This is a genomic window from Telluria antibiotica, from assembly GCF_011682055.1.
GTDB lineage: Bacteria > Pseudomonadota > Gammaproteobacteria > Burkholderiales > Burkholderiaceae_D > Telluria > Telluria antibiotica.
Window position 1 is genome coordinate 58,478 of the sequence record NZ_JAAQOM010000013.1, and the last position, 24,024, is coordinate 82,501.

Below are 24,024 nucleotides of genomic sequence, written 5' to 3' on the forward strand. Positions count from 1 at the left end.
TTCTTTCTCGTCGCGGGGCCTGGTCCCGCTTTTCGGACCCGCTGCTGGCACTCGCCGGTGGCGGGTTTTTTGGTTTTGTTCGAGGGCTATCGTACGTATTCAAAAGTTTGCCTCGTCCTCTTTGCCGCGCTGAAGGATGACGATCTGGCCGGCCTGGCGAAACGGCGTTCGCTCACGCCCGACACGGTACTGCGCATTGCCTTGCTCACGAAGCAATTCACGGCGACCGTGGTCGTGATGCTTGTCGACAACGGGAAGGTCAGGCCTGGCGACGACATTGCCGTATATCTCCCCGACGACCCGACCAGAGGCAGGAAAATCACGATAGCACCTGCTGATCCCGGGGCAGAGCAGTGTGACAAGGCGCGCGTTGCCCTGATCCCGGCGTCCGGTTCCGCGCTGCCGGAGCAGACCCGCGCGGGAGGGCGTCAGTAGGGCCCGACGCTCGGTGCCGACACGTTGAAATAATCGGCTTCCAGGTACGACGCCTGCGTGCGCGCTCGCGCGCCGAGGCTGAACAGGCCCACCTGTGCACCGACCCACGTGCCGCGCGTGACGGGGAACGCGTCGCCGGCCGGCTTGAACGTGCGGCCGTCCAGGCTGTACGAAAAACCGACGAAGGCGTTCTCGTTCATCGCCATGCGCAAGTACACCGTGTCCGGCGCGTCCGCCAGCACGACGGTCGACTCCTCGCGGCAGCGCGGTCCGAACGGGCCGCACACGGTGTGGACGAGGGCCGTGCGGCCGCCGCTGCGGCGCAATCCGACCCAGGCGTATTGCATGGCGTTGACGATCAGCCCGGCGCGGTCGCCGTCGACGGCGCCGTGCAGGCGCACGCGCGTGTCGACGGCGAAGCGCGACGCAGGCGTCTTCTGCGTGAGGATCGCGCCCGCCGCCCGCACATAACCGTCGGCTTCCGGCACGACTTGCGTGAACAGGCGCAGATGGCCCGGGTCGTCGGTCAGCGAATACCAGCCGGGGGCCGGATTGGCGGCCCATTGCCACTGCGGACCCAGTTGCGGGCCGGCGAACGTGTCGCTCGTCGCCGGGGCCGCCGGCCCGAAGCCTTGCACGGGCTTCGCGTACGTCGCGACGGGTTCGCCGACGCCCGGCGTGCGGCCCGGCGCGCCGATGACGGGCCACCCGTCCTGCCAGCGCATCGGCTGCAGGTGCACGACGCGGCCATACGCGCCCTTGTCCTGGAAATGCAGGAACCAATCCTTGCCGTCCGGCGCATCGACCCACGCGCCCTGGTGCGGGCCATTGACGGGGGTGTCGCCCTGGTCCATCACGCGCCGCGCCTCGTACGGCCCGGCGATCGAGCGCGAACGGAACACGGCCTGCCAGCCCATTTCGACGCCGCCGGCGGGCGCGAACACATAGTAATACCCGTTCGCCTTGTAGAACTTCGGGCCTTCGACCGTGTGGTAGCCGGGATAGCGCGTGCCGTCGATGATGACCTGGCCGGCGTCGTCCAGCATGCGCGTCGCGCCCGCATCCATGCGGCGCAAGGTGAGCACGTTGTTGATGCCGGCGCGGCTTTTCGCCCACGCGTGCAGCAGGTAGGCATTGCCGTCGTCATCCCACAGCGGCGTCGGGTCGATGATGCCGCGTCCGGCCAGCAGCAGCCTGGGCGCCGTCCACGGACCGGCGAAACGCTCGGCCGTCGTGACGTACACGCCCTGGTCCGGGTCGGGATAGAAGATCCAGAAGCGGCCGTCGTGCCAGCGCAGGCACGGCGCCCATACGCCCTTGCCGTACTGCGGGCGGTCGAACGCGGCGGCCGGCACGAGTCGGGGCAGGGCGTGGCCGGCGAGCGTCCAGTTCACGAGGTCGGGCGATTCCAGCAGCGGCAGGCCCGGCGCGTTGTTGAAGCTCGACGCCGTCATGTAGAACCTGGCGCCGACGCGGATCGCGTCCGGGTCCGAGTAATCCGCGTGCAGCACGGGATTGCGGTAGCGGCCGTCGCCCAGGTCGGCGCGCCATGGCGCGGATGCCGGCAACGGCGCGCTGGCCGTGGCGGGAGCGGGTTCGGCGATGCCGCGGCAGCCAGCGCTGGCGACCAGGGCGAGCATGACGGCGGCCGCGGCGCGCGTGCGTACGGGACGGTGTTCGGGTGACAGGACAGGCAACTGAGCGGGCAACTGAGGGGGCACCGATATCTCCTGGTCGGGTTGGGTTGTTATCGATCTCATGGTAGCATTGTCGAATTGACGCAATCAAGACGAACCGTGCTGCATAAACAGCCATTCGCGGGCATGCACGCACGTACCCATCGGGCGGGAAGTGGCGCTTCCGCGCGGGCGGCGCTATGATGTCCAAAAGAACACACTGTATGAAATCGATAACATGGCCGGGCAGCCGGACAACAGGACAATAATTCAATGAGCAGTGAATCCAAGCAGGGCGACCGCTCCACCGGCGGCGCGACGGTCTGGGACGTGGCGCAAAAGGCCGGCGTCTCCGCGATGACCGTCTCCCGCGTCATCAACGGCAATGCCAGTGTCAGTGACAAGACACGGGAAAAGGTCAACCGCGCAATCCAGGAACTGAACTACCAGGTGAACGTGGCGGCGCGCGCGGCGCGCATCGGCACCTTGCGCGTGGGGCTGTTGTACAGCAACCCCAGCGCCGCGTTTCTCAGCGCGTTCCTCGTCGGCGCCCTCGGCGAGTGCAGCCAGACGGGCGCTCACCTGATCCTCGAGAACTGCGACAACCTGCGCAGCCAGCGCAAGGCGATCGACCGCCTGATCGCGGACGGCGCCGACGGCATCATCGTGCCGCCGCCGCTGTGCGACTCGAAAGCCGCGCTGAAGCAGTTGGGCGAACTCGGCATACCCTCCGTCGCCGTCGCGACGGCGCGGCCATCGCCGCAGATGTCGGCCGTGCGCATCGACGACTACCAGGGCGCGCTGACGATGACGAAGCACCTGCTGGCGCTGGGCCACACGGACATCGGCTTCATCAAGGGCGACCCGGAGCACACGCCCGCGCAACTGCGCTACCAGGCGTTCATCGACGCCATGCGCGAGGCGGGCCACAACGTGGCGGCCGAGCGCGTCGCGCAGGGCATGTTCACGTACCGTTCCGGCCTGCTGGCCGCGCGCGAGCTGCTGTCCCAGCCGACGCGGCCCACGGCGATCTTCGCCAGCAACGACGACATGGCGGCGGCCGTCATCGCCGTCGCCCACGGGATGCATCTGCAGGTGCCGGACGACATCGCCGTCTGCGGCTTCGACGATACGCCCGTCGCGACGACCGTGTGGCCGGAGCTGACGACGATCCACCAGCCGATCACGGAGATGGCCGGCAGCGCCGTGGCATTGCTCGTCGAGCACATCCGCGCGCGCCGTGCGGGGCAATCCTATATGCCGCAGCACCGGCTGATGCCGTTCACGCTCGTGGAGCGCGAATCGACGGAAGCCGTGGAGTAGGCGTCACCAGTACGGGCGCCACGTGCGCGTGAGCCGCACGAGCGCCTCGAGGTAGAAATAATCGCCCCAGATGCAGGCCTCGTCCACGCCGACGCCGTTCGGCTTGTGGTAGACGCCGTGCTTCAGCAGGCCTGCGCCGGGCGTGATGCCCGTGTCGGCATAATCTTGCGCGAGCGTGCGCACCATGCCGGCCGCTGCGCGTTCGTACTCGGCGCGCAGCGGGTCGGCGAGGGGCAGGTGCTGCGCCAATTCCAGCAGGCCGCACGCGGCGACCGCGGCGCCGGAGCTGTCGCGCGGTTCCGGCCCCGACGTGAAGTCCAGGTCCCAGTAGCAGACGCCGTCCTCCGGCAGCCGGTTCAGGAAGTAGTTCGCCAGCACTTGCGCGAGCTCGATGAGGCGCGCGTCGCCGTTGTGGCGGTAGACGAGGGGGAAGCCCGAGATGCCCCAGGCCTGGCCCCGCGCCCAGCAGGAATCGTCCGCATGGCCCTGGTGGGTCTTGCCGTGCAGCGGCGCGCCGCTCGCGGGGTCGAAGAAGAACGTGTGGAACGTGGAGCCGTCGGGGCGCACGATGTGGCGCGCGGCCGCCTCGATATGGCGGTCGGCCGCCATGCGGAATGCCGGGTCGCCCGTGTGGTCGCTGGCCCAGTACAGCAACGGGAGGTTCAGGTTGCAGTCGATGATCATGCGTCCGCGCTGGGCCGGATCGGACAGTTCGCCCCACGCCTGGATGATGCCGGCGCCCGGCAGGTAGCGCTGCAGCAGCAGGCGCGCGGCACCGAGGGCCGCTTCCGCCGCCAGCGGCTCGCCCGTCAGCTGCCAGCCGGCGACGCACGAGAGGCTGTACAGGAAGCCGAGGTCGTGGTGGTTCACGTTGATGCGGTCGCGCTGGCGCGTGTGGAAGCTGTGCACGTGGCGCAGCGCGGCGGCGCGGTAGCGAGGGGCGTCCGTCAGCTCGTACGCGAGCCACAGCATGCCCGTCCAGAAGCCGTTGGTCCACTCCGTGTTGTCCATCGCGGCATACACGCCGTGCGTCGAGGACGGGCGCGGGAACGCGTCGCCGAAGTGCGCGAGGTTGCGGTCGACCGCGTCCAGGGCGCGTTCGATGGCGCGGTCGATGGCGGCGCGGTCGACGCCGCCGCGCCAGCTGGCGGGCAGGGCGGCCGTGTTCAGCGGTTCGAGCGCGGCCGGGTTCAGGGAAAACGACATATCAACTCCTTGCGATCATTTGGCCGGTTCCGCCAGCGGCGCGACCGGGTCCGCCGCCGTTTCCGGTGGCGTGGGCAGCAGGAAGATGGCGGACAGGACGAGGAACACGAGGCCCATGCCCGCCATTGCGAGATAGGTGGCCGGGTAGCCGATGCGGTCGTAGCTGACGCCGGCCAGCGGCGACAGCGCGGCCAGGCCGAGCGAGTGCCCGAAGCTCACGCCGACCATGTACACGGTCGATGCGAAACGGTTGTCGAAATGGCGCGCGATGTAGCGGAACAGCGAGACGGCGAGGATCGGCAGCTCGACCGAGTGCAGCAGCTTCATCGCGGAGATCGACAGCGGGCCCACGGCCAGGCCCGAACCGGCGATCCGCACGAGCATGATGGAGCCGGCCAGCAGCAGGCCGTGCTTGGCGCCGATGCGGCGTACGAGCAGCGGCGCGAGGAACAGGCCGGCCGCCTCCAGGAAGATTTGCGTCGAGTTCAGGTAGCCGAACATCGCGGCGCCCGTCTGCACGTCGGGGAACAGCGATGCGAAATAGCTGGGGAACTGCTGGTCGAACACGAGGTACAGGTTCGTCACGCCGAGCACGAACACCATGAAGCGCCAGAAGCCCCGCATGCGCAGCAGCGCGAACGCCTCGGCCAGCCGCACGCCGTCGCGCGCACGCACGGCGGCATCGGGCGGCCCGGCGCGCCACACGGCCAGCAGGGCGAGCATCAGCACGCCGGCCGCGGAGGCGAGTGCGAAGTTGATGCCGGGGTTGACGTTGTAGATCCGGCCGCTGAACAGGGCGGCGCTGGCGAAGCCCAGCGAGCCCCAGAGCCTCACGCGACTGTATTCGAAGCCGTCGCGGCGGCCGATGCGGTCGACGTACGACTCGATCGCATAGCTGCCCGCGATGAACGTGATCCCGAGATACAGGCCACCGACGGCGGCGCCCAGCAGGATGTTCAGCTTGAGCAGCGGCGCGTACACCAGCGTGAAGAACGCGCCGGACAGCGCGACGAGGGCCGCCACCGTCCACAGGATGTTGCGGCGGGTGCCCACGCGGTCCGACACGAAGCCGTACACCGGTTGCGAGCACATGGCGGCGATGAAGTTCGCGGAGAAGACGATGCCCGTCTCCGTGCCCGACAGCTTCAACGTCGAGCGCAGCCACAGGGCGAGCAGCGAGATGCTCATCGCCTGCGCGAAGAAATAAATGTAGACGAAGCCGCACAGGAACCGGAAGTGCGATTGTCGCGTTGCCATGCTGTCTCCTTGCCGTCGTTATCCGGCGTTCGTGCCGAAATACTGTTGGCCGCGCGCCCGGAAGTCAAGGGCCGTCATCGTGCCGCCTCCAGCGCGCGCAGCACGTCGTGGCAGGCGCCCATCGTGTGGTAGTCCGTCTTGCCGGCCGGGCTCTTCTCGTCGCCCAGCTTGCGGTTGTCCGGACCGAGGATGCGGTACCAGGCGCCGTGCTCGTGGTCGACGAAGTGCCGCCAGCTGTATGACCAGATACGGTCGTACCAGTCCCAGTACAGCGCGTTCCCGGTGCGCACGGCCAGCAGCGCGGCGGCTGCGAAGCTCTCGGCCTGCACCCAGAAATACTTGTCGCCGTCGCAGATGGCGCCGTCGGGCGCGAAGCCGTAGCAGATGCCGCCATGGCGTTCGTCCCACGCGTGCGCCAGCGCGGCGTCGAACAGCTGGACGGCGCGCGGCGCGAGCCAGTCGGCGTCGCCCGCGAGGTGGGCGCGGTGACGTTCTAGCAGCAGCAGGAGCTTGGCCCATTCCGTCAGGTGGCCCGGCTGGTAGCCCCACGGCCGGAAGATGTTCGTCTTGTCGTCGCGGTTGTAATCCCAGTCGAGCGACCAGTCGGCGCGGTAGTGTTCCCACACAAGGCCGCCCGCGAGCGCGGCCTGGCGCCGTGTGATGTTCGCAGCCAGCAGCTCGGCGCGGTGCAGGTAGCGGACTTCACCCGTCGCCTCGTACGCCGCGAGCATCGCTTCGCATGCGTGCATGTTGGCGTTCTGGCCCCGGTAGCCGTCGAGCGTCGACCAGCCGGCGCTGGCCTGGTCCGCATACAGGCCGTGCGCCGGTTCCCAGAAGCGGGCTTCCATCAGCGCATACGTTTCGGCGAGCCAGTTGCGCGCCTCCGCGACGCCCGCCCGCAGCGCGTGCGCGTACGCGAGCACGACGAACGCGAGGCCATAGCAATGGTTGTCGGCGTCGAGCACCGTCTTCTTGTCTCCGTCCCACGCGACCTGCCACGCGTAGCCGCCCGTGTGCGGGTCGCGGTGTGCGCTGCGCAGGAACGCGACCCCGTGGCGCACGGCGGCGAGGTAGTCCGGGTCGTCGAAGCGCCGGTATGCCGTCGCGTAGTTGAAGATGAAGCGCGTGCTGCTGACGAGGTGGCGCGTCGTGCGGTCGTACACGGTGCCGTCGTCGCGGAAGAAGTGGTAGAAGCCGCCCGTCGGGTCGATGGCGCGCGGGTGGTAGAACCGCATCGTGGCGGCAACGTGGTCGAGCAGGAAAGCGGGAGAACGGAAATCGGGGGCCATGGCGGATTCGTCTAGTCGGAAGTCGAAGAAGCGGCCTGCGGCCACGCGGCGATGCGGTAGCGGGTTTCCCACGGCGCGTCCGGCGCGATCGCGACGCCGAGGCGGTCCGAGAGCGGATGGCCGGCCGGCGCCGTCGCCACGCGTCCCAGGTCGAACAGGCTGTTCACCGGCTCGGCGCCGAGCGCCAGGTGACTGCTCATCCAGGGGAAGTGGATGCGCCCGCCGTTGCTGACCCACAGCAGCAGGTCGGGCAGCTGCGCCGTGTCCCACCAGAGGCCCACGCACGCGTCGTAGTCGAGGTAGTGCAGCGCGAACGGCGCCGCGCCGTCCACGCCGCCGAGCCCCCGCACCTGCACCAGTTCCTCGGCCGGCGCGGCCAGCGGCAGGTGCGCCAGGTCGACGGGGCCGTCCACGCCTGCCAGTGTCGCGAGCGATGGCGACACGGTGTCGGCCAGGAGGCGCGATACGGCTCCCGCCGGCTGCGCTGGATAGCTGTGGATGCCGGCGTGCGGCCCCAGTGCGACGCGCACCCGGCCCGCCGCCGGCGGCAGGCGGAATGTCGGGTGCAGGCCGGCGGGCACGCGCGCGGGCCGGCGCGCCCACACGCGCAGCACGATGTCGACGGCCGGCGCGTGCGGGTCGGCCACGATCTCGCGCTCCATGTGCTCGATCGGCGAAGCGGGTGGATAGTCGATGGCGAGGTGGACGCGGGTATCCGTCGCGGACACGCGGCGCCAGTGATGATTGGCCGCGTAGCCGTGGTTCCAGCCGTCCTCGGGAGCGTGCGTGCGCCAGTCGGCCGGCAGGCCTTGCGGTGGCTCCGTGCAGCCGAACGGCACGCAGGGCCATTCGCCGCGCAGGCGGCGCATGAGGCCGGGCAGCCGGCTGGCGCGCGTCATGCCGGCCCACGGCGCCACGTGCATGATCTCCAGCTCGCGTTCGTCGCCGATGCGCAGGCTCAGGGGGCCGAGCATGCCGCCCAGCGATTGCACTTCCGCGCTGCCGTGGTCCCAGGCGAGGCGCCACGGTCCGGTCATGGGCGCCTCCACGCGTCAGTGCCCGGCATCGAAGCCTCCGGTATGCGCCGGTGCGCGCCAGCCGGCGCGGGCGGGCATGGCGTCGTCCGCGATCGCATGCTTCAGCGCCGCGGCGGCGAGCGCGAACCCGGCCACGTCGTCCGGCGCCATGCCGCATTGCAGCCCGTGCAGGACGCCGGCCGCGAACGCGGCGCCCGTCCCGATGCGGTCGACGCTGCCCGACAACCGGTAGCTGCCGCCCGTCACCGTCTTCGTGCGCGTGTGCAGCGTCGCGGACAGCTCATGGGCGTCGGCGTCGGCCTGCGCGCAGCGGGTCCACGCGAGCAGGGTCAGGCGCGGAAATGCGGCGAATGCGGCCCGTGCCGCGTCCGTGTCGTGCGCCGGATCTGCCAATTCGGGGCGCCCGAGGGCGGCGGCCAGGTCGTGCGGGGCGGCGAACAGCACGTCGGCGTGGCCCAGCGCATGTCGCAGGGGCGCCGCGGCGTCGGGCCCCTGTGCCTGCCAGGGTGAGGCGCAGTCGCTGGCGTCGATGGCGACGCGCACACCGGCGGCGCGCGCGGTGCGCAAGGCTGCAGGAACCGCGTGCGCGGGACCGTTGGCGCCGCCCGGCGCGATGCCGGACACGTGCAGCCACGCGGCGCCGTCGAGCAGGGCGGGCCAGTCGTAGGCGCCCGGCCCGGCCAGCGCATACGCGGAACCGGCGCGGTCGTAGACGATTTCGGAGGCACCGCCGACGGCGCCCGGCGCAAGGAAGTACAAGCCCATCCGGCCCGGCAGCAGGCGGATGCCCGACGTGTCGACGCCATGGGCATCGAGCGTGTCGACGGCGATGCGGCCCAGCGCGTTGTCGGGCAGGACGCTGACCATCGCGGTCCGGTGGCCGAGCAGGGCGAGCGAGACGGCGACGTTCGCGTCCGCGCCCCCGGGAGCGGTGGCGGCGGCGGACGCGTTCAGCGGCAGCCGTCCCGGCGGCGCGGCCAGGCGCAGCAGGACTTCGCCGAAGCAGACGATGCGGCCGCGCATGTCGGGGCGGGCATTCATCGGGCCAGCCAGCCACCGTCGACGGGCAGCACGACACCGTGGACGTAGTCGCTGGCGCGGCTGGCCAGGAAGACGGCGGCGCCGGCCAGGTCGCCCGGCTCGCCCCAGCGCCCGGCCGGGATGCGGGCGAGGATCGCCGGTTCGCGCACCGGGTCGGCGCGCAACGCCGCCGTGTTGTTCGTGTCGAAGTAGCCCGGCGCGATCGCGTTGACGTTGATGCCGCGCGCCGCCCATTCATTGGCCAGCGCGCGCGTCAGGCCGGCGACGGCGCTCTTGCTGGCGGCGTACGCCGGTACGCGGATGCCGCCCTGGAACGACAGCAGCGACGCGATGTTGATGATCTTGCCGCCGCCGTGCGCCGCCATGTGGCGTGCGGCGGCCTGGGCGAGGAAAAATACGGATTTCAAGTTGGTGTCGATGACGGCATCCCAGTCGGCTTCCTCGACGTCCAGGCTGTCGGCACGGCGGATGACGCCGGCGTTGTTGACGACGATGTCGAGCCGGCCGTTCAGGTTGATGGCCGCGTCGACGGCGGCGCGCGCGGGGGCCGTCGACGACAGGTCGGCGTGGACGTCGAGGAAGCGCCGGCCGAGCGCGGCGACGTGCATGCCCGTCTCCGTCGCCGCGCTGCGGCCGACGGCGACGATGTCGGCCCCCGCCTCGGCCAGCGCGATGGCGATGCCCTGGCCGAGGCCCGTGTTGGCGCCCGTGACGAGCGCCGTACGCCCGTCGAGGTTGAACAGGTCGAGCATGCGGTGCCTCATTTGAGCTGGCAGATGTCGAGGACGTGCATGTCCGTGTAGTCGAGGTTCTCGCCGCCCATCGCCCAGATGAACGCGTAGTTCGCCGTGCCGGATCCCATGTGGATCGACCACGGCGGCGACACGACGGCCTGTTCGTTCGCGACGACGACGTGGCGCGCGGCGTCGGGCTCGCCCATGAAGTGGAACACGCGCTGGTCGTCCTGCAGGTCGAAATAGAAATAGACTTCGGAACGGCGTTCGTGCACGTGCGGCGGCATCGTGTTCCACACGCTGCCTGTCTTCAGTACCGTCAGGCCCAGCAGCAGTTGCGCCGACTTGCAGACGCCGGGGATCACGTACTGGTAGATTGTTCTCTCATTCGACGTGGCCGGGCTGCCGCGCTCCAGCGGCACGGCCTGTGCATGCGTGATCTTCGTGAGTTCGCAGCGCACGTGGGCTGGTGTCGAGGCGAGGTAGAAACGGGCCGGGTCCGTGGCGTCCAGCGATTCGAAAACGACGTCGGCGCTGCCCATCGGCACGTACAGGCCGTCGCGCGGCGCCAGTTCGAACGGCTGGCCGTCGACGGTGACGCGCCCGGTGCCGGCGGCCACGTTGATGATGCCCAGTTCGCGCCGTGCCAGGAACGGCTGGCCCGCGGCGGACGCGGGCTCCGTCTGCGCGGGCAGGGCCAGCGCGCGCGATACCGGCGCCGCGCCGCCGATGACGAAGCGCTCGTCGTGGCAATAGTTCAACGTGACGGTATCGGCCGCGAACATCCGGTCGATGAGGTACCGGCGGCGCAGCTCGTCCGTACTGGCGCCCGCCATCATGTCGGGGTGGGTTGCGTAATAGGTCTTCTCGAACACTGCGGTCTCCTCGTCGTTCGTGACGCTGTCGGTCGGCGGTTGTTGGTTATCGATAACAATCATAGCAGGGTATTTCGAAATGTCAAAGAGTCCGCGCACGGTTCGGGGCCGCCGCGAGCGCCGTGCTCACGTGGGGCTGGAGGTGGCGCGCCGACCGGCAGAAAATGCTTGTGTGGAGCGGTCGCTTTTTGTTATCGTTAACTTGCGTTGCGCCCGGTGCCGGTGGACGCGAACAGCGGCGCCGTCCATGCGTGCCGTCGCGCGCAGATGGACGGCGCCGCCGCGTCACCGGTTTATGCGGGCGCTGCGATCTCCTTGCGGGTATGTTCCGGCCCGTATTCGACCTGCCTCATCGAACAGGCAGGTCTTTTTTTGCCCGAATGCCGCAGGGCCCGGCGCTTGGGGGCCAGGTTTGCCGGCGCGACCGGCTGCCGGGCCGTGTCCCTTTGTCGCGATCCCGGCGTGTCGCGGCCGCCACCGAACGTCGTGGTGCCGACGCGCCGTTAATGCCCGGCGGGCTTGCCGGCGCCGGTGCTCGCGGGTGCCGGCGGACTGCCGAGCGCCTTGCGCAATGCGTCGGACCGGGCGTCGGTCATCGTGCTGTCGAGGGCTTGCTGCGCGGTGACGGGCTTGCCGCCATACGCGTCCATCAGGCGCTGGTTGAAGCGGACGTCGTTGATGCCCACGGTGACGGCACTGCCGAACAGGCCCTTGTTGCCGGACCAGACGACGACGTCGCCGGCCGTCGACCCTTCGGTCATGCGAGCGAAGTTGACGACCGTGAGACCCGCATCGGCGCTGAGCGAGAAGTTGTTGCGCTTGCGGAAGCTGTCCACGGCCTTGTCGTTCAACAGCACGAGGGCGATGGGGCCGCCTTCGGCGCCGGCCTGCAGGCCAATGCTGATGGCGCCGATGTCGAAGAACACGGGGTTGCTCCAGTTTCCGTCGGGACGCCTGACCATCAGGACGCCGGCCCCGCCCGCACCGCCGATGCCGAGGGCGGCGCGGCCGTAGGTGGGCACGATGAATACGCCGTGTGCCCGCGCCAGCAGTGCCGGCATGCCGGCGTCTGCATGCATCGTCTGCACGACGCCGACGGCATCGTCGACGTGCTTGACGGCCGCCTGCTGGCGACGCGTGGCCGTGTCGCCGTCGTGGCTGGCTTGGGCGGGTGCCGGCCGCGCGGCGCGGGCCGGCTGGGTCGCCTGCGCCGTGGCCGCGGTCGGCAGGCAGGCGAGCATGAGCAGGGCGGCGAATGCGGCGGCCGAGAGCCGGAAGGCGAGGCCGCGCCAACCGGCGCGGGGCAGCATGGTGGGATGTGGCATCACGTGCGTCATGGCGTTCTCCTCGGCGGTATCAAGTTATGGCCGGACGGCGCCGGCGATGGAGGTGGAGCTTAGGTTCGTACCCGCGTTCCGGCTTGACATGCGTCAGTCGTGCGCGGGTATCGACGGCACGCGTCCGTCCGCCGTATCATCGACAGTCCGTCGCATGGTGTCGTCGAGATGGTGTATCGCTTCCTCGCGGCCGCGGTGCTGCTGGTGCACCTCGGCTTCATCCTGTTCGTCGTTGCAGGCGCGGCGCTCGTCGCGTGGCGGCGCCGGCTGTTGCCCGTGCACCTGGCAGCCGTCGCGTGGGGTGTCGTCGTCGAGGTGACGGGTGCCGCGTGTCCGCTCACGGTGCTGGAGAACCGCCTGCGCCTGCTGGCCGGCACGGTCGGTTATGCGGGCGGCTTCCTGGATCATTATCTGCTGGCGCTGATCTACCCGGCCGGGCTCACGCGCGGCATGCAATGGATGCTGGCGGCCGCAGTGCTGGCGCTGAATGCCGTGCTGTACGCGCGCATCCTGCGTTGCCATCGACGTGGGCCGCATTGATCCAGGTCTGACGGAGGCCTGGAACCGTCGACGGGCCATCCGATCGAAGGCATGACGGCCGCGTTGTCGGTCTCCGGAGAGGTCATGGAAAGTATTTTCTTTCGATCATGGTGGGTAGCCGCCTTGCGCGGCCTGCTCGGCATCCTGTTCGCGGTATCGGCCATCGGCTGGCCCGGGCTGACGCTGCTGGCGCTCGTCGGGCTGTTTGCCGCGTATGCGATCCTGGCCGGCAGCGCGTCACTCGCTGGCGCGCTCAGACATCGTGCCGCCGGACAGGTGCACCGGGATGCCGTCATCCTGGGCGTCGTCGGCATCGGCGCGGCCCTCGTGGCCGCGTACCATTCGGCCGCGACGGCGTTGCTGCTCGTCCTGGTCATTGGCGCGAATGCGCTCGTCGTGGGCGTGCCCGACATCCTCGCCGCCGTCCGCCTGCGTCAGTCGATCGCGGGCGAGTGGCTGCTCGCGCTTGCCGGCGTCGTGTCCGTCATGTTCGGCGCATTCGTGTTCGCGCGGCCCGGCGCCCGTGGCGATGGGTTAGGCGCCCGCGCGGCTGAGGCGGTGTACCCCGCCTGCGTCGGCACGGTCCCTGCGCGCGGGCGGCGGCATCAGGTGCAGTGTGGTGCGCGCCAGCGCGTCCATGCGCACACCGAGTGGCCGGCGCATGGGGCCCGGTTCGAGGCGCGTTCCGAACATCCACAACACGGGATAGTCCAGCGTCGTCGGCACGGCCACGTTCAGGATCATGGCGAGTTGCCAATCGGCGGCCTGGAGGTCGTCGATGCAAATGAACAGCGGTCCGTTCGCGGCGCGGCACTGGATCAGGGCGCACAGCGCGGCCGTCTGCAGGAGTTGTATCGTCGGCAGAGGCCAGTCCGAGGCCGTGTCGAGGAGGCTCGCGCACGCGTCGGCGTGGACGGCCGGCAGCGCCAGGTCGGCGCAGCGGTTGCGCACACGGTCGGCCAGCGGCGCCGCGTCGTCGTCCCGTGCCAGGCCGAGCAGGGCCAGCATCAGGTCCGTGGCCGTGTGGACGACCGGTTGCGCGGCGGTGCCGCCGTCGAGCAGGACGCAGGCGTAGCCACGCGCACGGGCGTCGCGGGCGCCGAATGCAAGCAGGCTCGACTTGCCGGAGCCGGCCTGCCCTTGCACGTCGATGAGCCTGCCCCGGCCGCTGACGTGGACGGCGTCGATGACGGCGCGGCACTGCAGCCGCTCGACGTCCGAAGCCTCCTCGGTGCCGCGTGCCGGCGCCATGCGGCGCGGCGGTTCCGTCTCGATCAGCGACTCGACGCCGATGCCGTAGAACGCGGCCAGGTGGCGTACCGTCCGGTACGGCACCGGCTTGCCGGACTCGGCCCGCTTGATCGCGGCACGCGTCAGGCATTGGCGGCGTTCCTGGAACTGTTCCGACAGGGCCTCGCGTCCACCGCGCCGGTGGCGCAGGGCTTTCAGATTGTGCACGTCGAGCAGGACGCGGGCATCGAATGGCGGGATGGACGAGGAGGCACGGTTGAATGTCATGGCACGGTTGCTAGATGGCGCCGCCCGGCTGGCGGCATTCATGTCATTGCAAACGCCGTGCCATGGCAAAATCCTGCTGCGGACGCACCGGATGGACCTGCCGGAGCGTCGTCTTGCCCTGTTTTGCTCTTTCTGCGTGTAAAATTGCCATGTCCTTTACATGTAAAGCGTCAGACGCGCATCCCGACCTTGCCGCATGAGCGATTCCACCGAATACACACAGACGTTGCAGCTGTCCGCGCAGGGCCTCCCGGGGCGGCCTCTGCTCGCGCTGACGATCCTCTGGCATCCGGATCCGGCCCGCATCGGCGAACAATTCGTCGGCGACCCCGGGGCGTTGGAGGTGAACCGCTACGCGCCCCTGTTCTACCGGCCCGGCGAAGCGGGACTGCCGCTGGGCCACGGCACGATTTCGCGCGACCCCGTGCGGATCGTGCGCGACGGCGAGGACGTTCTGTTGCACTTGCCGGCGACGCGCATGCCGGTCGAGCTGAACGGCCGCGCGGCCACGGGCGAGGTGAGGCTGGGTGCGGCCGACGTCGCGCATGGCCAGGTGCTGACCCTGGGACGCGCCGTCGTCCTGTGCCTGCACTGGATGACCTGCCTGCCGAAGCACAATCCCGTGCCGGGCCTCGTCGGCGTGGGTGCGGCCGCGATCAGCCTGCGCGACCAGATCCGCATGGTGGCGCCGACCGACATCCCCGTGCTGCTGCTGGGCGAGACGGGCACCGGCAAGGAGATCGCGGCGCGCGCCATCCACGCGCTGGGCCAGCGGGCGCAGACGCGGCTGGTGGCCGTCAACATGGCGGCATTGAACGAATCGCTGGCGGCGGCCGAGTTGTTCGGCGCCGCGCGCGGCGCGTACACGGGCGCGCAGGAGCGCCGGGGCCTGTTCGCGGAAGCGGACGGCGCCACGTTGTTCCTGGACGAGATCGGCAATGCGCCCGCGAGCGTGCAGCCGATGCTGCTGCGCGTGCTGGAAGGCGGCGACTACCGGCCGCTCGGTGCGAGCCAGGACCGCAAGACGAGCGCGCGCCTCATCGCGGCCACCGACCAGGACCTGGACGCGGCCGCGTTCAACCAGGCCCTGCTGCGGCGCCTGGAAGGGTTCGCGATCCAGCTCCCGCCGCTGCGCGCGCGCCGCGAGGACATCGGCGTACTGATCGGGCACCTGCTGCAGGCGCATGGTGCCCAGCCGACGCTGCCCGTGGAACTCGTGGTGGAAATCGCCTGCTACGACTGGCCCGGCAACATCCGCCAGCTGGGCCACACGTTGCGGCGCGCAGCGCTGCTCGTGCAGCATGGGGGCACGCCGCAGCTGGAACAACTGGTGCGGCTGACGCCGGCGCCGGCGGGCAGCGCGGCCCGTCTGATGCCGGCCACTGACGTCGCGCCCCCGGTGATGGCGGCACCCATCCCGGCGGCAGCACCGGAAGCGCCGCGCCGCAAGCCGTCGGCGCTGAGCGACGCCGAGGTCCTCGATGCGATGGCTGGCAACGATTGGAATATTCAGGCGGCCGCCCGCACGCTCGGGATCTCGCGCCCGACCATGTACAAGCTGCTGGACGGGCATCGCGAGATCCGTTGGGCCGAACGGATTCCGCCCGAGGAGATCGAACGGGCGCTGGCCGCGTGCGACGGCGACGTCGGGCGCTGCGCGGCGTCGCTCAGGACGCCGACCGAGTCGCTGCGACGGGAGATCCGGCGCCTCGCCCTGGACAGGGTGGCGCCGCTGTAACGTACCGGATCAGCAGTCGTTCACATCGTGTCGACTTGCATTTCCGGGTCGGGGAGGTAGTAGAACGAGGTCGTGCCGCCGCCATCATGCGCGGAGAACGACACCGTGAATCCCCAGGTGCCGAGATTCTCGCCCACGTGCACCGTCGAATTGGCCTTGAGGTTGATGCGATTGCCTTCGGTGAACGGCGAGCTGTTGGCGCAACGGGTTTCCATCTGGCCGCTGATCAGGACGCATTCGGCGATGTCGCCGGGGCCGGAGAACTGGAAACTGACCTTGTCGCCTTGCTTGACCACGAACTTGTCGCCGTCCTGATGGGGGGCGCCGTCCAGGCTCCAGGTCGCCAGCGTCTGGCCTTGCACATAGGTGACGACGAGTTGATGAGTTTGCTGCGGCATGATGCTCCTTTCGGTTGAACTGCGGTCGGTGGGGTGAGTCGAAATCAGTCAGCGTGATAGGCGGGGTCGCGGCGCAGCGCTACGAGGTCGGGTTCGGCTTCCACGTATTTGGCCGGGTAGCCGAGACGGAGGGCGGCGGCGATCGCCGCGAGCGCCAGCTTGCGGTCGCCCAGCAGTTCGTACGCGAGTCCGGCGCGGAACTGGACGTCGGCCGTCGCGGGTGCCAGCGTCAGCGCGCGCGCCATCAATGCCCGCGCTTCATCGGGGTGGCCGGAGCGGGCGGCGTACAGGCCCATGCGCGACATGAGGACGACGTCGTTGGGCGACCGCTCCAGGCGTTCCGCCAGCAGGCGCCGCGCCTTGTCGTAGGCTTGCCGCGCTTCTTCGCCACGGCCGGGGATCCACAGCAGCGTGTCCGCCAGATTGGCCCAGTTCAGATAGGAGCCCGGCGCCCCGCGGACAGGCGACACGGCATTTTCGAACGCGTCGGCCGCGCCCACGTAGTCGCCGCGCAGGAACAGGATATTGCCGAGGTTGCCGTACAGTTTGGCACTGGGACGCACTTGCAGTCCTTGCTGCAGCACGCGCAGCGCCTCGTCGACACGGTTTTGGCGCATCAACACGGCCGTCAGGTTGGAGTAGGCGGTGACGGCATCCGGCTGCAGCGCGATACTGCGCCGGAACGCCTGTTCGGCGGCCGCGTCGTCGTGCTGTTCGTAGTTCACGACACCGAGCGCATCGGAGAAGACGCGCTCGCGCGGGAAACGGCGCATCGCTTCGGCGATGCCTGCGCGGGCTTCGGGGTAACGCCGCGCGTGGCGCAGCGCTTCGACCTTGCCATACCACGCGAAGAAATTCGCAGGATCGAGGCGCAGCGCCCGCTCGTGCGCGGCGAGGGCATCGTCGCGCTTGCCCTGGAAATCGCGGACCCAGCCCTGGGCGATATGCGCCAGTGCCAGTTGATCGTCCAGGTTCAGCGCCTGCTGCGCGTCCGCGTCCGCCTTGCGCAGCCACGTGTCGTCTTGGCGATCGCTGCCGTAGCGGAACGCGTGGACGAGCGACATGCCGGCAGCGGCGGCCGCGCTGTCCGGACTGCGTTCCAGGATGCGCTCGAAGTGACGTTCGGCCGTTTCGAGGCTGCCGGGGCGGTCGAACAGTTTCACTTCGGCGAGGCCCTGTTCCATCTCGACCGCTTCCGAGTACGGGGCGAGGTTCGCCGCGAATGTGCCGAGCCGGGGCGCCATGCGCCACCATGCGCCGCCCACCAGCGCGGCACCGAGCAGGACGATCGCGCCGATGCGGACGGCCCGGCGGGACGGGGCGCGGCGCGGCGGAGCGATGGCCGCCGCGGCTGGCTCGGCCTGATCCGGCCCGGCCTGACCCGGCTTGCCGGCCCGGTCCGCGAGGCGCTTGACGACTTCGTCCATGCTGCCCAGGCGTTGTTCCGGCTGACGCGCCGTCATCGCCCGGATCAGTGCGATCAGCGCCGTATCGAGCGTGTCGGGATAATCCCATCCGTCGGACGACGTTTGCACGAAGGCGGCGGCGAGCGCCAGGCCGTGCAAGGTCGCGAACGGCCGCGTGCCGCATGCGAGTTCGTACAGGATGACGCCGAGCGCGTACACGTCCGAGCGCGGGTCGGGCGTCGCGCCCTGCAGCCGTTCCGGCGCCATGTAGGCGATCGTGCCCTGCGGGTCGGCCTCGCCGGCCGACGTCGTCGTGCCCAGCGATACGGTTTCCGTGGCGAGCGCGTCGTGGCGCAGCGCGAGGCCGAAGTCGAGGATGCGCACGCGGCCGTCGGCTTCCACCATCAGGTTCGACGGCTTGATGTCGCCATGGACGAGACCGGACGCGTGTGCATCGTGCATCGCGCCGGCAACCTGGCGCACCCAGTCGAGCGCGGTGGCGATCGGTACGGGGCCGTCCTGCATGATTTGCTTCAGCGTACGGCCATCGACAAGTTCCATGACGATGAACTGGCCGTCGCCGTCGTCCTCGACCGCATGCACGGTGACGAACGCGGCATGGCGCAGCGATGCGGCCAGGCGCGCCTCGCGCACGAGGTCGGCACCGGCCGAGCCGCCGTGGCGGATCGTCTTGATCGCGACGCGGCGTTGCAGCCGCGTGTCCCACGCTTCGTGGACCGCGCCGAAGCCGCCTTCGCCGAGGCGGGCGCGGAACTCGTAATGTGGGGGTTGGCGGCGTTCGGGCTGAACGTCCGGTGCCCTGATCACTTCAGAAGAAATAGTCACCACCCATGAGCAATAATGTGATTTTCAGCAACATTATAGCGAGAGTGCAACTGTAGGGAAGGGCTTTGCGGCTTGTTCGATAACTATTTTTGACAAGCGCGGTTGACAGGAGACGCCCGCTGCGGCCGGGCCGGGACGCGACCTCAACCCCGCGGTGCCCGCTCCGGCGCCACGAACGCGAGCGCTTCCTCAAATGAGCGCAGGACGATGTCGACGTGCTCTTCCACGGTCGGCTGCGGCACGGATGACAGGTCGAACGGCAGCCTGATCGTGGCGAGCAGCGCGTCCGGCAGATGCGTGCGCAATTCCGCCGTCGCGTTCATCCAGTCGCCCAGCCGCTCGTCGGCGGGATACGGCAGGATCACGGTGGAAATCAGCTCCGCCTTGTCCGGGCCGGGCCGGTCGGCCGAGCCCAGCAGGGTGCTGCGCGCGTCGATGTTCCCTTCGCGCAGCGCGGACACCAGCAGCTCGCTGAGCAGCTCGTCGCGTTCGACGGCCAGCGCGGCGCACAGCACGACGGAGTGCGCCGGCACGTCCAGGGAACCTTGCCAGCGGCCCTGGCGCGTCTCGCGCATCTGGCGCAGGTAGGCGCCCAGGTTCGCGTCCAGCAGCGAGACGTCGCGCCGGCGCCGCGTGCGCGCGGGCGTGCGGCCGTCCGGATTCAGGGTGGCGGCCACGCGGCCCATCGCGGCGCGCATCGTCTCCATCTGGCCCGCGTCGATGCGGCCGGCGCGCATGTCGGCGCCGGCGAGCGCGAGGCCCGGCAGCAACACCTTGTCGCAATAGCGCGCGAAGCTGGCGCGGCGCAGATAGGCGAGGGCGTCGCGCACGATCGTGTCGCTGTCCGCCGTCAGCAGGCGCTGGTACAGGCGCTGGGCGCCGGAGACGTTGGGGGCGTCGCCCAGCAGGATCGTCACCGGTTCGAGTCCGCGCACGTGGCGTCCGGCCACGACGAAGCACAGCGTGAGCGGCGTCGACAGCAGCAGGCCGACGGGGCCCCACATCGCGCCCCAGAACACGGCCGAGATGATGACGGCGAGCGGCGACAGGCCCGAGCTGTGGCCATAGACCTTCGGCTCGACGACGTTCGCCACGAACAGTTCGAGCGCGACGAACAGGGCGATGCACGACAGCGCCAGCTCCCAGCCGGGGTCGATCGCGGCGACGAACACGGCGATGACGGCGCCCGCCACCATCACCCCGAGGTACGGTACGAAGCGCAGCATGCCGGACAGCGCGCCCCACAGGCCCGCGTGGGGCACGCCGGCCAGCCACAGCAGCAGGCCGATCAGGGTGCCGAACGTCAGGTTCACGGTGAACTGCGACAGGAAGAAGCGCGACACGCCCTGCGCCGCGTCGCCCAGCGTGCGGATCGTGCGGTTGATCTCCGTCTGGCCCGCCAGGCGGATCAGGCGGTCGCGCAGCGATTCATGTTCGAGCGAGATGAAGACGAGCAGCACGAGCACGAGGCCCGCCTCGCCGAGCGGGCCCCAGGCCATCGCGAACAGGCGCGCGAGCGAGTCGCGCGTGGTCAGCCGTGGCTGGCGGATCTCGACGGGAAGCGGCTGTGTGGGGTTGACCGTCACCGTGTTGATGCCGCGCCGGCCGCTGATGATGCCCCGTTCCTGCGGCTGCACGGCGCTGATTTCGGCCTCGATGCGCGCGAACGGCCGCTCCGTCAGTTCGCGCACGGCCGCGACCTTCGTGCGGATCGCGGCGCGGTATTTCGGCAGGTCGCCCGTCACCGCGACGAGCTGGAAGGCGAGGACGATGCCCAGCCCGACGACGCACGTGCTCACCATCAGGACGGACAGCATCGTCGCTGGCACCTGACCCAGGCCGATGCGGCGCAGGGTGCGGATCAGCGGGGCGATGACGAGGCTGAGGATGACCGCCAGCGCCAGCGGTTCGAGGACCTCGCGCCCGAAATACAGCAGGCCGAGCACGCAGCAGGCGGCGACGATCGAGCTGGAAGTCAGGTGCTTGAACAGAGTGGAATCGCGCATTCGCGGCCGGCGGCAAAACCGCCAATGTAGCAAAAAATGCTGCGCCCGGCCAAATTTCTATGAAGAAATTTTTTTAGCGGGCCACGAGCAACCGCAATCCGAGCGCGATGAAGATGGTGCCGGCGGCGCGGTCGAGCCATTGGCCGGCCTTCGGACGGCGCGCCAGCCATTGCCCGATGGCGCCGGAAAAGAAACCCAGCAGGCCGAACAGGACGATGGCCTGCGCGGTGAACGTGAGGCCCAGCAGTGCCGTCTGCAGGTTGGCGTCGCCGCGCTGGGCGACGACGAATTGCGGCAGGAACGACAGGAAGAACAGGGCGACCTTGGGATTGATGGCGTTCGCGACGAGACCCTTGACGAACAAGGTGCGGGCCGGGTCGGCCGACGCGCCGGCCGTGTCGATGCGGGCGCCGCCGCGGCTGCGGATCGCGTGCCAGCCCATCCAGGCAAGGTACAGCCCGCCGCAGACCTTCAACGTGGTGAACGCGAGCGGCGACGCGGCGATCAGGGCGGACACGCCCACGGCGGCCAGCAGGGTGTGCGACAGGCAGCCGAACGCGCAGCCGAGTCCGAACGCGACGCCGCGCACGCGGCCTTTCGAGACGCCCACGCTCAGCACCATCATGTTGTCCGGTCCGGGCGACAACGTGAGCAGGATGGCGGCGGCGAGGAAGGCGAGGAACTGGTCGGGTGTGAGCATGGGATGTCCTGGTCCAAAAGGCAATGTTACCGTGGCGGGACCGATTGCACCAGTGCACCGGGCGCGCGGGTTTCGTGTACAGTGCGCTTCTGCAAGTTTCCCGGCCTCCCCATCGCATGTCCAAGCACCAGCGTCCCATTCGCCACTTCGTTGAACGCATCCTCAATGCCGTGCTGTCGAACGGCAAGGTGGCCGACTTGAGCTACCGGCTCGGCGGCACGGGCACCGTGCGCGTGACGCGCCAGGCCGTCGACCTTGGGCCGGCGCGGCGCCTGGCGCCGGCGCTGCGCATCGGGTTCGCGTCCGATTTTCACGCCGGCCCCACCACGCCGGCGGCCGTGTACGACGACCTGCTCAGATGCGTGCGCGAGGAGGCGCCGGACGTGCTGCTGCTGGGCGGCGACTACGTCTCCTTCTGCGCGGACAACGTTGCGCGATTAAAAACCTTTCTCGCCGGGTTGGCGGCGCCGCTGGGCGTCTATGCGGTGATCGGCAACCACGACGTCTGGAACGGGCGCGGCGTCATCGAGGAGACGTTGCGCGCAGCCGGTGTCCAGGTGCTCGTGAACCGCAGCGTGGCGCTGCCGGGGCCGTTCGGCCACGTCAGCGTGTGCGGCATCGACGATCCGTGGCTGGGCCGTCCGTCCGGGCCGGACACGTTCGCCGGCGCGTCCGACGTGCGCATCTACCTGATGCATTCGCCGGACGGGTTGCGCCACGTCGGGGACGAGCGCTTCGACGTCGGCTTCGCCGGTCATACGCACGGCGGCCAGATCGCCCGTCCCGACGGCGTGCCGCTGTTCCGGCCGAAGGGCCCGTTTTCGCGGCTCTACTGTTACGGCCGCTTCGACTTGCCCGACCACGGGCCATTGCTCGTCAGCCGCGGCGTCGGCTGTTCCGCCATTCCGCTGCGGGTGAATGCGGACCCGGAGCTCCTCATCTGTACGCTGCGCTAGTTATGTAACATTTTTCATGGCCGATTTCACCGGTTTCCATGAGCGGCGGGTTGAAATATTGAGTATTTCCTTTGATTCTCGATAACAGAATGGAGATAATGGCACGCCGCCAAGCGCCTGATCGGCATTGATTGTCCCCGTCAGGCCGCTTTACGGTCCGAGCCCCAGGAGGAGACCGCCTCGAGCGTCCGTATGCAGGCTACCGCCTGCCCGTTGCGCGCACAATAATCAGGGACCGGGATCTATCTACATATCGATTGGAGAAAGCAGTGAGTCTTTTCAGAACCAAGAATCTCGACAACATGGTCGCAGCCTCCCGTACCCCGGGCGGGCTGAAGAAAGTGCTGGGGCCAACCGACCTCATCCTCATGGGCATCGGGGCGATCGTCGGCACCGGTATCTTCGTGCTGACCGGCACCGGCGCATTGACGGCCGGCCCGGCGTTGACGTTGTCGTTCATCGTCGCCGCCATCGCCTGCGGCTTCGCGGCCATGTGCTACGCGGAGTTCGCGTCGACCGTGCCGATCGCCGGGTCGATCTACACCTACAGCTATGTCGTGCTGGGCGAACTCGTGGCCTGGATGATCGGCTGGGACTTGCTGCTCGAGTACGGACTCGCGACGTCGGCGGTGGCCGTCGGCTGGTCCGGCTATTTCCAATCGCTGCTGAGCGGCTTCGGCATCACGATTCCCGAAGCGCTGTCCGCCGCGCCGGGCGCGCTGCCGAACGCGCACACTGTCATGAACCTGCCCGCGGCATGCATCATGCTCGTGCTGACGGCAATGCTGTCGTGGGGCGTGCGTGAATCCGCGCGTGTCAACAACGTGATGGTCGTGATCAAGATGATCGTCGTGCTGCTGTTCATCGGCGTGGGCGTCAAGCACGTCACGCCGGCCAACTGGCATCCGTTCGCGCCGTTCGGCGCGTCGGGCGTCATGAGCGCCGCCGCCGTCGTGTTCTTCGCATTCATCGGCTTCGATGCCGTCACGTCGGCCGCCGAGGAAGTCAAGCGTCCGGAACGCGACCTCCCGATCGGCATCATCGGATCGCTGACGATCTGCACGATCCTGTACGTGATCGTCGCCGCCATCATGACGGGCATCGTGCCGTTCCAGATGTTCAAGGGCATCGACCACCCCGTCTCGCTGGCGCTGCAGCACGCGGGCGAAAACTGGTTCGCCGGCTGGGTCGACCTGGGCGCCATCCTGGGCATGACCACCGTGATCCTCGTGATGGCCTACGGCCAGACCCGCATCATCTACGCGATGTCGCGCGACGGCCTGCTGCCGGCGAAGCTGTCGACCGTGCACCCGAAATTCGGCACCCCGTTCTTCGCGACGTGGGTGGTCGGCCTCGTGTTCGGCTTCATCGCCGCGTTCGTGCCGCTGAACGTGCTGGCGGAACTCGTCAACATCGGCACGCTGGCCGCGTTCTGCCTCGTGTCCGTCGCCGTGATCGTGCTGCGCAAGAAACGTCCGGACCTGAAGCGCGCGTTCCGCTGCCCGGGCGTGCCCATCGTGCCGGGCATCGCCGTCGTGTTCTGCCTGGCGCTGATGTCGTTCCTGTCCGCGATCACGTGGATGGCCTTCGTCATCTGGCTCGTGCTGGGCCTGATCGTGTACTTCGGTTATGCGCGCGCCCGTTCTGCACTGAACGGCGTGACGCAGTCGTAAGGGTTTTTCCTCCGGACGGCGCCCGCCGTCCGG

The 24,024-nt window shown here is 69.3% G+C and carries 20 protein-coding genes and 1 pseudogene; 7 read left to right on the plus strand and 14 right to left on the minus strand.

The features are described 5' to 3' along the window. The first annotated feature begins 57 nt into the window (after positions 1 to 57). Positions 58 to 435 (plus strand): serine hydrolase, encoded by a 378-nt coding sequence (locus tag HAV22_RS31290; RefSeq protein WP_166861644.1) that lies wholly within the window; start codon positions 58 to 60, stop codon positions 433 to 435. Here HAV22_RS31290 and HAV22_RS20605 read toward each other — a convergent pair. Then, positions 429 to 2,156: a glycoside hydrolase family 43 protein gene (locus HAV22_RS20605; protein WP_371869697.1), complete on the minus strand. Its 1,728-nt coding sequence runs from the start codon at positions 2,154 to 2,156 to the stop codon at positions 429 to 431. The genes HAV22_RS31290 and HAV22_RS20605 overlap by 7 nt on opposite strands. A 228-nt stretch (positions 2,157 to 2,384) precedes the next feature. On the opposite strand from HAV22_RS20605, the gene HAV22_RS20610 reads away from it, so the two are divergent. After that, the gene (locus tag HAV22_RS20610) at positions 2,385 to 3,434 is read left to right on the plus strand and encodes a LacI family DNA-binding transcriptional regulator (RefSeq protein WP_166861645.1); all 1,050 of its coding nucleotides are present in this window, start codon (positions 2,385 to 2,387) and stop codon (positions 3,432 to 3,434) included. A gap of 3 nt (positions 3,435 to 3,437) precedes the next feature. On the opposite strand, the gene HAV22_RS20615 is transcribed toward HAV22_RS20610, so the two are convergent. The 8 genes from HAV22_RS20615 to HAV22_RS20650 form a co-directional block, all read right to left on the minus strand. Further along, positions 3,438 to 4,640: a glycoside hydrolase family 88 protein gene (locus tag HAV22_RS20615; RefSeq protein ID WP_166861646.1), complete on the minus strand. Its 1,203-nt coding sequence runs from the start codon at positions 4,638 to 4,640 to the stop codon at positions 3,438 to 3,440. A 15-nt stretch (positions 4,641 to 4,655) separates the two neighbouring features. After that, entirely contained in the window at positions 4,656 to 5,897 is a 1,242-nt protein-coding gene (locus HAV22_RS20620) for an oligosaccharide MFS transporter (RefSeq protein ID WP_166861647.1), read from the minus strand. A 74-nt stretch (positions 5,898 to 5,971) separates the two neighbouring features. After that, positions 5,972 to 7,186 carry an AGE family epimerase/isomerase gene (locus HAV22_RS20625; RefSeq protein ID WP_166861648.1) on the minus strand — a complete coding sequence of 405 codons (1,215 nt, stop codon included), beginning with the start codon at positions 7,184 to 7,186 and terminating at the stop codon, positions 5,972 to 5,974. Between the two features lie 11 nt (positions 7,187 to 7,197). Next, a complete protein-coding gene (locus HAV22_RS20630; RefSeq protein WP_166861649.1) occupies positions 7,198 to 8,223 on the minus strand; it encodes an aldose epimerase family protein in 1,026 nt (341 codons plus the stop codon). Positions 8,224 to 8,238: 15 nt separating this feature from the next. Then, positions 8,239 to 9,264, minus strand: a complete 1,026-nt coding sequence (locus HAV22_RS20635) for a PfkB family carbohydrate kinase (RefSeq protein WP_229421340.1) — start codon at positions 9,262 to 9,264, stop codon at positions 8,239 to 8,241. Beyond that, the gene (gene kduD / locus HAV22_RS20640) at positions 9,261 to 10,016 is read right to left on the minus strand and encodes a 2-dehydro-3-deoxy-D-gluconate 5-dehydrogenase KduD (protein ID WP_166861650.1); all 756 of its coding nucleotides are present in this window, start codon (positions 10,014 to 10,016) and stop codon (positions 9,261 to 9,263) included. The genes HAV22_RS20635 and kduD overlap by 4 nt, the downstream gene beginning before the upstream one ends. An 8-nt stretch (positions 10,017 to 10,024) precedes the next feature. Beyond that, the gene (gene kduI / locus HAV22_RS20645; RefSeq protein WP_166861651.1) at positions 10,025 to 10,936 is read right to left on the minus strand and encodes a 5-dehydro-4-deoxy-D-glucuronate isomerase; all 912 of its coding nucleotides are present in this window, start codon (positions 10,934 to 10,936) and stop codon (positions 10,025 to 10,027) included. A 440-nt stretch (positions 10,937 to 11,376) separates the two neighbouring features. Next, positions 11,377 to 12,210, minus strand: coding sequence for a lipid-binding SYLF domain-containing protein (locus HAV22_RS20650; protein WP_166861652.1), 834 nt, complete (start codon positions 12,208 to 12,210; stop codon positions 11,377 to 11,379). A 99-nt stretch (positions 12,211 to 12,309) separates the two neighbouring features. On the opposite strand from HAV22_RS20650, the gene HAV22_RS20655 reads away from it, so the two are divergent. Together HAV22_RS20655 and HAV22_RS31840 are read left to right on the plus strand one after the other, a co-directional pair. Continuing rightward, positions 12,310 to 12,750 carry a DUF2784 domain-containing protein gene (locus tag HAV22_RS20655; RefSeq protein ID WP_371869698.1) on the plus strand — a complete coding sequence of 147 codons (441 nt, stop codon included), beginning with the start codon at positions 12,310 to 12,312 and terminating at the stop codon, positions 12,748 to 12,750. Between the two features lie 84 nt (positions 12,751 to 12,834). Then, positions 12,835 to 13,245: pseudogene (locus HAV22_RS31840) on the plus strand (HdeD family acid-resistance protein); the annotation flags it as partial. Between the two features lie 39 nt (positions 13,246 to 13,284). Here the strand turns inward: HAV22_RS31840 and HAV22_RS20665 are convergent. Continuing rightward, positions 13,285 to 14,268, minus strand: a complete 984-nt coding sequence (locus tag HAV22_RS20665; RefSeq protein WP_166861653.1) for an ATP-binding protein — start codon at positions 14,266 to 14,268, stop codon at positions 13,285 to 13,287. Between the two features lie 196 nt (positions 14,269 to 14,464). Here HAV22_RS20665 and HAV22_RS20670 point away from each other — a divergent pair, with 196 nt between their 5' ends. Beyond that, on the plus strand, positions 14,465 to 16,006 hold the full coding sequence (locus HAV22_RS20670; RefSeq protein ID WP_166861654.1) for a sigma 54-interacting transcriptional regulator: 1,542 nt from the start codon (positions 14,465 to 14,467) through the stop codon (positions 16,004 to 16,006). A 20-nt stretch (positions 16,007 to 16,026) separates the two neighbouring features. Here the strand turns inward: HAV22_RS20670 and HAV22_RS20675 are convergent, their stop codons facing one another. The 4 genes from HAV22_RS20675 to HAV22_RS20690 form a co-directional block, all read right to left on the minus strand. Continuing rightward, the gene (locus tag HAV22_RS20675; RefSeq protein WP_166861655.1) at positions 16,027 to 16,404 is read right to left on the minus strand and encodes a hypothetical protein; all 378 of its coding nucleotides are present in this window, start codon (positions 16,402 to 16,404) and stop codon (positions 16,027 to 16,029) included. Between the two features lie 44 nt (positions 16,405 to 16,448). Then, complete coding sequence (locus HAV22_RS31845; protein WP_166861656.1) at positions 16,449 to 18,656, minus strand: protein kinase domain-containing protein; 2,208 nt, start codon at positions 18,654 to 18,656, stop codon at positions 16,449 to 16,451. A 143-nt stretch (positions 18,657 to 18,799) separates the two neighbouring features. After that, a complete protein-coding gene (locus tag HAV22_RS20685; protein WP_166861657.1) occupies positions 18,800 to 20,662 on the minus strand; it encodes an AI-2E family transporter in 1,863 nt (620 codons plus the stop codon). Between the two features lie 73 nt (positions 20,663 to 20,735). Then, positions 20,736 to 21,362, minus strand: a complete 627-nt coding sequence (locus tag HAV22_RS20690; RefSeq protein ID WP_166861658.1) for a LysE family translocator — start codon at positions 21,360 to 21,362, stop codon at positions 20,736 to 20,738. A 116-nt stretch (positions 21,363 to 21,478) separates the two neighbouring features. Between HAV22_RS20690 and HAV22_RS20695 the strand changes: the two genes are divergently transcribed. Further along, a complete protein-coding gene (locus HAV22_RS20695; RefSeq protein ID WP_166861659.1) occupies positions 21,479 to 22,318 on the plus strand; it encodes a metallophosphoesterase in 840 nt (279 codons plus the stop codon). Positions 22,319 to 22,587: 269 nt separating this feature from the next. Next, positions 22,588 to 23,991 carry a branched-chain amino acid transporter BcaP gene (bcaP, locus tag HAV22_RS20700; protein WP_166861660.1) on the plus strand — a complete coding sequence of 468 codons (1,404 nt, stop codon included), beginning with the start codon at positions 22,588 to 22,590 and terminating at the stop codon, positions 23,989 to 23,991. Positions 23,992 to 24,024: the final 33 nt, after the last annotated feature.

What these genes read in the sequence shown, in the direction of transcription:
- HAV22_RS20675 (WP_166861655.1), bottom strand. Translation starts at nt 16,404, where the DNA reads ATGCCGCAGCAAACTCATCAACTCGTCGTCACCTATGTGCAAGGCCAG.
- HAV22_RS20610 (WP_166861645.1), top strand. Translation starts at nt 2,385, where the DNA reads ATGAGCAGTGAATCCAAGCAGGGCGACCGCTCCACCGGCGGCGCGACG.
- HAV22_RS20630 (WP_166861649.1), bottom strand. Translation starts at nt 8,223, where the DNA reads ATGACCGGACCGTGGCGCCTCGCCTGGGACCACGGCAGCGCGGAAGTG.
- HAV22_RS20685 (WP_166861657.1), bottom strand. Translation starts at nt 20,662, where the DNA reads ATGCGCGATTCCACTCTGTTCAAGCACCTGACTTCCAGCTCGATCGTC.
- HAV22_RS20635 (WP_229421340.1), bottom strand. Translation starts at nt 9,264, where the DNA reads ATGAATGCCCGCCCCGACATGCGCGGCCGCATCGTCTGCTTCGGCGAA.
- HAV22_RS20670 (WP_166861654.1), top strand. Translation starts at nt 14,465, where the DNA reads ATGAGCGATTCCACCGAATACACACAGACGTTGCAGCTGTCCGCGCAG.
- HAV22_RS20615 (WP_166861646.1), bottom strand. Translation starts at nt 4,640, where the DNA reads ATGTCGTTTTCCCTGAACCCGGCCGCGCTCGAACCGCTGAACACGGCC.
- kduD (WP_166861650.1), bottom strand. Translation starts at nt 10,016, where the DNA reads ATGCTCGACCTGTTCAACCTCGACGGGCGTACGGCGCTCGTCACGGGC.
- kduI (WP_166861651.1), bottom strand. Translation starts at nt 10,936, where the DNA reads ATGATTGTTATCGATAACCAACAACCGCCGACCGACAGCGTCACGAAC.
- HAV22_RS20690 (WP_166861658.1), bottom strand. Translation starts at nt 21,362, where the DNA reads ATGCTCACACCCGACCAGTTCCTCGCCTTCCTCGCCGCCGCCATCCTG.
- HAV22_RS20695 (WP_166861659.1), top strand. Translation starts at nt 21,479, where the DNA reads ATGTCCAAGCACCAGCGTCCCATTCGCCACTTCGTTGAACGCATCCTC.
- HAV22_RS20650 (WP_166861652.1), bottom strand. Translation starts at nt 12,210, where the DNA reads ATGACGCACGTGATGCCACATCCCACCATGCTGCCCCGCGCCGGTTGG.
- HAV22_RS20625 (WP_166861648.1), bottom strand. Translation starts at nt 7,186, where the DNA reads ATGGCCCCCGATTTCCGTTCTCCCGCTTTCCTGCTCGACCACGTTGCC.
- HAV22_RS20665 (WP_166861653.1), bottom strand. Translation starts at nt 14,268, where the DNA reads ATGACATTCAACCGTGCCTCCTCGTCCATCCCGCCATTCGATGCCCGC.
- HAV22_RS20620 (WP_166861647.1), bottom strand. Translation starts at nt 5,897, where the DNA reads ATGGCAACGCGACAATCGCACTTCCGGTTCCTGTGCGGCTTCGTCTAC.